Genomic DNA, 6,629 nt, shown 5'->3' with positions numbered 1-6,629 from the left:
CTGGGGCTGATGGCGCAACCGGAGTGACTGGCGCGACTGGGGCTACTGGGGCTACCGGTGCTACTGGGGCTACTGGGGCTGATGGCGCAACCGGAGTGACTGGCGCGACTGGGGCTACTGGGGCTACCGGTGCTACTGGGGCTACTGGGGCTGATGGCGCAACCGGAGTGACTGGCGCGACTGGGGCTACTGGGGCTACTGGGGCTACCGGTGCTACTGGGGCTACTGGTACTACCGTTACAACAACGAACGCCTTCGCAGACAATCAGGCTGGTTCAATTATAGCAGTTGTTTTAGGCGGAACACCTATCCCTTTGCCTAGCTCACAAGTTCTAAACAATGTAACTGTCAATGGGGCAAATACAATATTTACGATCACTCAAGCAGGCACTTATTTCTTAAGTTATGACATTAATATTACAGCAGCTCTATTAGTACAATCTAGACTATTGCTTAACGGTGCACCTTTACCACCATCTGTGATTAGTCCAGTTGCATCACTAACTAAGTTCTCAGCTACTTTAATTACAACACTTGCAGCTGGTGATACTCTTGAACTTCAATTGTTCGGTTTACTAGGAGCTGCAACACTTCAAGCTGGTGTAGGTGCTTCACTTTCAATTATTCGCATAGTCTAATGATTCAGAGCTAGATTAAATATCTTTAAAATAATTCGGCCTTCTTACGGAGTGTTTTAATACTCTGTAAGAAGGCCATTTATTATGTCTTTTAATTATGCACTATGGAAGTTCGTTCCGTCCGTAGTAGCTTTGATGTATCCTGTACGAATAACGAAATCACCAAATTTTTCATTAGCTTGACGCTCTTTTGCATAATGTTCAATAATTGGCGTCAATGTTGAAATAATCTCTTCTTCGCCTATATTCTCTTTATACATTTTATTCAAGCGTTCACCAGCAAATGCAGCACCCATATACATATTGTATTTACCCGCTGCCTTACCGATAAAGGAGATCTCGCCAAGTGCCGGACGTGCACATCCATTTGGACAACCCGTCATACGAATATTTACCTCTTGATCTCCCAAACCATTTTTTTCGAAAATAGGATCAAGTTTATCAAGTAGAGATGGTAGATATCGCTCCGCTTCTGCCATTGCTAATCCACATGTTGGCAAAGATACACATGACAATGCATTACGACGTATACCAGTCAGCTCTTCACCAATGGAAATACGATATTGTTTCAACAATTTCGTAATCGTTGCTTTTTGCTTAGCCGGTATATTACCAATCATAATATTCTGATTGGCAGTTAATCTGAAGTCACCCTTTAATACTTTGGCAATTTCACGAAGACCTGTCATTAGATCAGAATCTTCCGTGTCCGCAATACGACCGCTACGAACAAAAAGTGTTACATTCCATGTTCCATTATAGTTTTTCGACCAACCATATCGGTCTCCACTATTTTCAAAATGGAATTCACGTGCTGGCTCAAGAGTCCAACCAAGGCGCTCTTGTAATTCTTCAACAAACCAATCAAGACCATGACGATCAATTGTATATTTGAAACGAGCATTTTTACGGACTGAACGATTACCGTAATCACGTTGGATCGTAACAACCTTCTCAGCGATATCAAGTACTTGTTCACGCTTAACAAAACCAATAATTTTACCTAGTTGCGGATACGTATTGCTATCACCATGAGTCATCCCCATACCGCCACCCACTGTTACATTAAAACCAATAAGCTTTCCTTTTTCTACGATTGCGATATAACCCAAATCTTGAGAGTATACATCAATATCATTAGACGGAGGAACTGCAATACCTATCTTAAACTTACGTGGTAAATACACGTGTCCATAGATTGGTTCTACAGGATCAACTGGCTCACTATAGGGCTTATACGGATTTTCAAGTTTTTCACCATCTAACCATATCTCATGGTAAGCAGGTGTACGAGGTGCAAGATGCTTTGTCAATTCTGTTGACATTGCAAAAATTTCCTCATGAACTTCAGATTGATGAGGGTTAGGATTACACATTACATTACGGCTTACATCACCACATGCAGCTAATGTTGTTAGTAGCGCATCATTAATCTCTTTAATTGTAGATTTCAAATTCCACTTTAATACACCATGCATTTGGAATGCTTGACGAGTAGTTACACGCATTGTATGATTGCCATATTTTTGCGCAAGTTCATCCATTACTAGCCATTGTTCTGGAGTAGCTACACCGCCCGGTGTAACGACGCGAAGCATGAACTGAAAGGCAGGTTCTAACTTTTGCTTTTCACGTTCATTACGTAGATCACGATCATCCTGCATATAACTTCCGTGGAATTTCAATAGTCGATTATCTAACTCAGTTAATCCACCTGTTACGCGGTTTTGCAATTGTTCTGATAATGAACCACGCAAATATTTACTCTCTACTTTTAAATCCTCTACATCACTGGGTGTACCGCCAATTGGTTCAACCTTTTTTTTACTTGTCATTGCGAGAGTCCTCCCCCATAGCTTATGCCAAACATACTTTATAACTTGAATCATTTATTCTAATTAATATACATCACGTAAATAACGTCCGTCTTCCTGTAACTGTGTAATATATGCTTTAGCATCTTCTTCACTAACATTACGCTGTTGTTTAACGATATTAACTAAAGCGGTATGCACATCATGAGCCATATATTTTTCATCACCGCAAATATATACATAAGCACCTTCTTCAAGCCAAGTATATAATTCCGCAGCATGTTCTAGTAAACGATGCTGTACATAAACTTTCTCTTTCGTATCACGAGAGAAAGCAACTTCAAGCTTAGTAAGTACACCATCAGCAAGCATTCGTTGCCAATCTGTCTGATATAGGAAATCTGTAACATAGTGACGGTCCCCATAGAACAACCATGATTTCCCAACAATACCCGTCTCTTCTCTTTCTTCTAGGAAGGAACGGAAAGGTGCAACCCCTGTACCTGGTCCAATCATAATAATTGGCGCTTCAGCATTAGTTGGTAGCTTGAAATTTGGATTAGATTGTACAAATACTGAAACCTGATCTCCTACTTTTAAACGCTCGGATACATAGACAGAGCACACACCATCACGAGCACGACCGTGTGATTCATATTGTACTTTACGAATCGTTAGATGGACTTCTTCAGGATGCGATTTAAGACTACTTGCGATTGAATATAGTCTTGCAGGTATTTTACGTAGTACCACTGGCACATCACTTGGTTGTAATGATAAAGGACCATAATCACGAACTAGATCGAGTAGATCACGACCTTTAACGTAATCTTTCACTGCAGTCGCATCTGCTAACAAGCTATTAAACTTGCTAGTTGTCGCATAAGGAGCAAGCTTCTCAAGTAAAGTTTTGGAAAGCACTGTAATCTCAAATTGCGTAGTTAGTGCTTCTTCTATTGTTGAAGTAATACCGTCTTTATTCGTAATGGAATCATTACTAGACCAACTTAATGCTGCAATAAGATCTTGCACTAGTACTGGATTATTATGAGGAACAATACCAACAGCATCTCCTGGTTCATAGGTGATTCCTGATCCTTCTAATGATATTTCAAGATGGCGCGTTTCTCGATCAGATCCACGACCATTCAAATTAATACTTTCAAGTAATTCTGCTTGGAATGGACGATTACGAGTATATTCCGTCTGTCCTGAAGCTGAAGACGCAATAGAGACTGTATTTCCAGTAGTCGCTACCACTGTAGTTGCAGCTTGAATATTAGAAACCACTGCGTCTATCCAACCACTAGCAGATTCTTCAAAATCCACATCACAATCAACACGTTCAGCAAGTCTCTCTGCACCTAACTCTTGTAATTTGGCATCGAAATCTTGACCTGTTTTACAGAAAAATTCATAGGATGTATCGCCAAGTGCTAGTACGGAATATTTCAAACCATCAAGTTTTGGAGCTCGCTTACTATTTAGGAAATCATAGAATGAGATCGCGTTATCAGGTGGATCTCCTTCTCCATGGGTACTAACTAATACGAATAAATTAGTAGCCTTTTTCAAATCATTAGGCTTAAACTTATTCATTGCCGACAACGTCACTTCAAAGCCAATAGATTTCAATTTCTCAGAAAGTCTACCTGCTAAACGTTGGGAATTACCCGTCTGAGAACCAAAAACAATGGTTGCTTCTTTCGGCGCAATAATTGTAGGTTGAGCAGTTGGTATCTCTTGAATTGAAGCTACTACAGCAGAATTTAGGTTGATTGGAGCATCACTATTTCCCGTACGATAAAATGCTAAATAACCACTTAACCATTGAATTTGTGCTTCGCTTAAAGTAGGAAGTACTGCATTCAAATGCTGAAGCTGAGCTTCAGAAAACGGACTGTTCGTTACTAATAGTTGCAATCTATACACCTCGCATCGATACTATGAATTAATTCCTATCATATTACTATGAATTATTCTCTCATTAAAAAGTACCACAGAGTGAAACTAGGGTCAATGAATACAGTCACTTTCAACTTATAAGAAATATTGAACCTATTTCTATAGTTTCCTTATAGATCATTAATGGCACTAATTTATTAAATGAAAACAAAAAAAAAGACCTTTATGGCCACCTATAAATAAGCAGCTCTCATAAAGGTCTATTCTATAATTAATTAACCAAAATCAATCCCAAGCTCAAGTATACAATCTGGAGATTCATATTGATCGTCATAAACAGCATTCGTTACAGGATAAGATCTTAACATATAACTTTCAAGATGCGGCAAGTGCATCTGCAGCAAATCGTAGTTACGCGCTTTAGGATTGAGCCATGCTTCGACTCCCTCTTCATCCAATACAATTGGTAAACTAGGTTGCCAGCTTGCCATTGTTCCAGTAGTTTCAGACGTTAACATCGTGAATACCCGAGTTTCTTCTCCTTGAGCATTACGAAAACGATCAAAAATCCCCGCTACTCCGAATAACGGTTTTCCTGGAAGTACAATATGCATAGCTCTTGGATCTCGTTCTAATCCAACTTGCTTCGCACCATAAAAGCCTGTGCAAGGGACAACACAACGATTACGCGTTACTAGTTCAAAGAGGAAAGACTTCCCTCGAACAGCTTGTTTCGTCGTATTTACTGCATCACTTGCCCAATATGGGAAAAGGCCCCATCGTGCATCCTGAAGAACACGCTGCTCATGACGATCATTCATAACAATTGTCACATTTTGAGTAGGAGTTACATTATAACGCTGCGCTTGAGTTTGCATTACTTTTGTAGCTTTAAATTGTTCCATTACATCATATATTTCTGCCTTTAGTGAAAATCGTTGAACCATGAAAAAACCTCCTGAACTATTCACACTTCGCTATATCATTCGAATAAACCGAATAACATCACCAGAAGTGTGAAAGTTGTACATTTCTGGGTGATGTAGCAAGTGTTTGTAGAAAGGAGGTAAATTATTCATTTTTTATAAGTTAGTTCAAAAAGCGGACTCTGATAACGATGACTACACTTACGTAGTTTATTCGGCATCGAATATATCCCGCATCGAAAGCCTGCGTGTGCTCATGTACACAGTACGTACACTGTGCTACTCATTTTCGCTGTGGGGCATCTTCTCGATTTGCGAAAGCCCGCTTTTTGAACTTTCATTTTTGAGAAGTTAGTTCAAAAAGCCGACTTTGATAGTTAAATGATACAAGCTATGTTATCCTCCGAGCAATTACGTAGGCTGCGCTACTTGCTCGCAAATTTCAATTCCTCTTCCAAGTCATAGCGATGAGGACTAATTGCTCGTGGAGAAGCGATAGCGGTCGTTTTTGTCCTCTGATTTATACCGCTATTGCCATTACAATAAATCCGAGGACAACGGCGATCGGAGCAGCGATTTGTCCTCGCAGCGTTACTCCAACTGCTCTAATGTGTAAACTTCTTGCGATATCTTAACGGTGATAATCTCACCTGATTAGCAAATAATCTTGAGAAATGTGCAGTTTGCTTAAAGCCTGATTCGATAGCTATTTGTGCGATTGACCAATCTGTCTTAATAAGTAGCAGCTTGGCTTGATCAATTCTATAATAGAGCAAATATTGCTGTGGCGTACAATCGAATACATCGCTCATACTACGAGTAATATAATTAATATGTAACGCTAATGCGTCACTTAATGTTTGATTACTAATCGACTGACGATAATGACGTTTCAAATATGCAGCTGCTTTTTCTGCTACAACAACAGATGCTTTAGCTGTATCACTTCGCCAACCTTCATCTAGCATCTGTAATAAATGTAAGAAGCGTTGTTGACGATCCCAAAAAGCAGCATGAGAACTATTTCTAGCAGCCTCATGTAAAGCTTCCAACATCAATCGCATCTCAGTAGTCGCTTGTAACTTCACGTGCTTAGGCACACGAAGAGCATACGTATAGTAATCTCCACGCAACGTACCTTGTTCATAGTTTTCTACCTCTTCCCATGGTCCAGCCGTTTGAAAGTGTAACCAATCAAATGTTGTACTAGCTGTACATGGTTGATAAGAATAATGCCAAGCATCCGGGCGAAGAATTAATACCTCTCCAGCATGCAGTTCCCATCTATGGTCATCTTCCGCAATATACAAACAACCTTCTCTAACATATAACATATCAAAAAAGCC

5 protein-coding genes are annotated in these 6,629 nt (G+C 39.9%); 1 reads left to right on the top strand and 4 read right to left on the bottom strand.

Translation table 11 applies throughout. The annotated features are described in order from the left end of the window. Positions 1-638, top strand: a 638-nt coding sequence (locus NV377_RS22020; protein WP_444850875.1) for a BclA C-terminal domain-containing protein, incomplete at its 5' end; no start/stop codon positions are given. A gap of 95 nt (positions 639-733) precedes the next feature. Here the strand turns inward: NV377_RS22020 and cysI are convergent. The 4 genes from cysI to NV377_RS22000 form a co-directional block, all read right to left on the bottom strand. Then, positions 734-2,473: an assimilatory sulfite reductase (NADPH) hemoprotein subunit gene (gene cysI, locus NV377_RS22015; protein WP_258202949.1), complete on the bottom strand. Its 1,740-nt coding sequence runs from the start codon at positions 2,471-2,473 to the stop codon at positions 734-736. A 63-nt stretch (positions 2,474-2,536) separates the two neighbouring features. Next, positions 2,537-4,375, bottom strand: a complete 1,839-nt coding sequence (locus tag NV377_RS22010; RefSeq protein ID WP_258202948.1) for an assimilatory sulfite reductase (NADPH) flavoprotein subunit — start codon at positions 4,373-4,375, stop codon at positions 2,537-2,539. 257 nt (positions 4,376-4,632) lie between these two features. Continuing rightward, positions 4,633-5,304, bottom strand: coding sequence for an SOS response-associated peptidase (locus tag NV377_RS22005; RefSeq protein WP_258202947.1), 672 nt, complete (start codon positions 5,302-5,304; stop codon positions 4,633-4,635). 584 nt (positions 5,305-5,888) lie between these two features. Then, entirely contained in the window at positions 5,889-6,593 is a 705-nt protein-coding gene (locus tag NV377_RS22000) for a helix-turn-helix transcriptional regulator (RefSeq protein WP_373425845.1), read from the bottom strand. Between the last annotated feature and the right edge of the window lie 36 nt (positions 6,594-6,629).

It is taken from the genome of Paenibacillus endoradicis (assembly GCF_024721975.1).
This window is presented reverse-complemented; position numbering and strand designations above follow the sequence as displayed.

Bases quoted from the DNA above. Each gene is read 5' to 3' on its own strand.
- cysI (WP_258202949.1), bottom strand. From the start codon at position 2,473: ATGACAAGTAAAAAAAAGGTTGAACCAATTGGCGGTACACCCAGTGAT.
- NV377_RS22005 (WP_258202947.1), bottom strand. From the start codon at position 5,304: ATGGTTCAACGATTTTCACTAAAGGCAGAAATATATGATGTAATGGAA.